Below are 1,104 nucleotides of genomic sequence, written 5' to 3' on the forward strand. Positions count from 1 at the left end.
CTACGGATCTTATCACTCGCAGTCTGACTCCAGTGCCCCGATCTCTGGAATTCGCAGTTTATCTGAATTCAGTAACCCCTGACGGGCCCTTCGTCCAAACAGTGCTCTACCTCCATGATCGTCCTGGCACCAGGCTAGCCCTAAAGCTATTTCGGAGAGAACCAGCTATCTCCAAGTTCGTTTGGAATTTCACCGCTACCCGCAACTCATCCCCGCAATTTTTAACTTACGTGGGTTCGGTCCTCCAGTGCGCTTTACCGCACCTTCAACCTGGTCATGGGTAGGTCACTTGGTTTCGGGTCTACGTCAGCTAACTGCTCCGCCCTCTTCAGACTCGCTTTCGCTCCGGCTCCGTCTTTTCTGACTTAACCTCGCTAGCTAACGTAACTCGCCGGTTCATTCTACAAAAGGCACGCCATCACCCTTTAATGGGCTTTGACTATTTGTAGGCACACGGTTTCAGGTTCTCTTTCACTCCCCTCCCGGGGTTCTTTTCACCTTTCCCTCACGGTACTGGTTCACTATCGGTCACAATGTAGTATTTAGCCTTGCGAGATGGTCCTCGCTGCTTCAATCGGGATTCCTCGTGTCCCGACCTACTCAGGATCCTGCTCGGCGCGCTCCGGATTTCGCTTACGGGGCTCTCACCCTCTCTGGCTTACCTTCCCAGATAATTCTGCTATCCTTTGCGCTGCCTTATTGCAGTCCTACAACCCCAAATGATAAATCATCTGGTTTGGGCTCTTTCCTCTTCGCTCGCCGCTACTAAGGAAATCGATTTTTCTTTCTCTTCCTGCAGCTACTTAGATGTTTCAGTTCGCTGCGTCTTGCCCCATACGGCTATTTGTTCACCGCCTGGTAATGCATCTGCATGCATTGGGTTCCCCCATTCGGATGTCTCCGGATCGCTGCGTACTTACCGCTCCCCGAAGCCTTTCGTGGTTCGTCACGTCCTTCTTCGCCTCATTGTGCCTAGGCATTCACCGTGCGCCCTTCTTTACTTGACCTTACTCAAGATACTCTCTCGGTCGCTCTTTGGCAATCTCTTCTCTTTTGATTGTTTCTCGGTTTTTTCTTGGATTATATTCAGTTTTCAATGTACTA

Annotated in this window: 1 rRNA gene (cut by a window edge); it reads right to left on the reverse strand. The window is 50.7% G+C overall.

What is annotated here, in order from left to right:
• Window positions 1–1,007 (reverse strand): 23S ribosomal RNA (locus JF76_RS09835) (it extends 2,390 nt beyond the left edge of the window).
• Between the last annotated feature and the right edge of the window lie 97 nt (window positions 1,008–1,104).

Origin of the sequence: Lactobacillus kullabergensis (genome assembly GCF_000967195.1) — a bacterium.
Lineage (GTDB): Bacteria > Bacillota > Bacilli > Lactobacillales > Lactobacillaceae > Lactobacillus > Lactobacillus kullabergensis.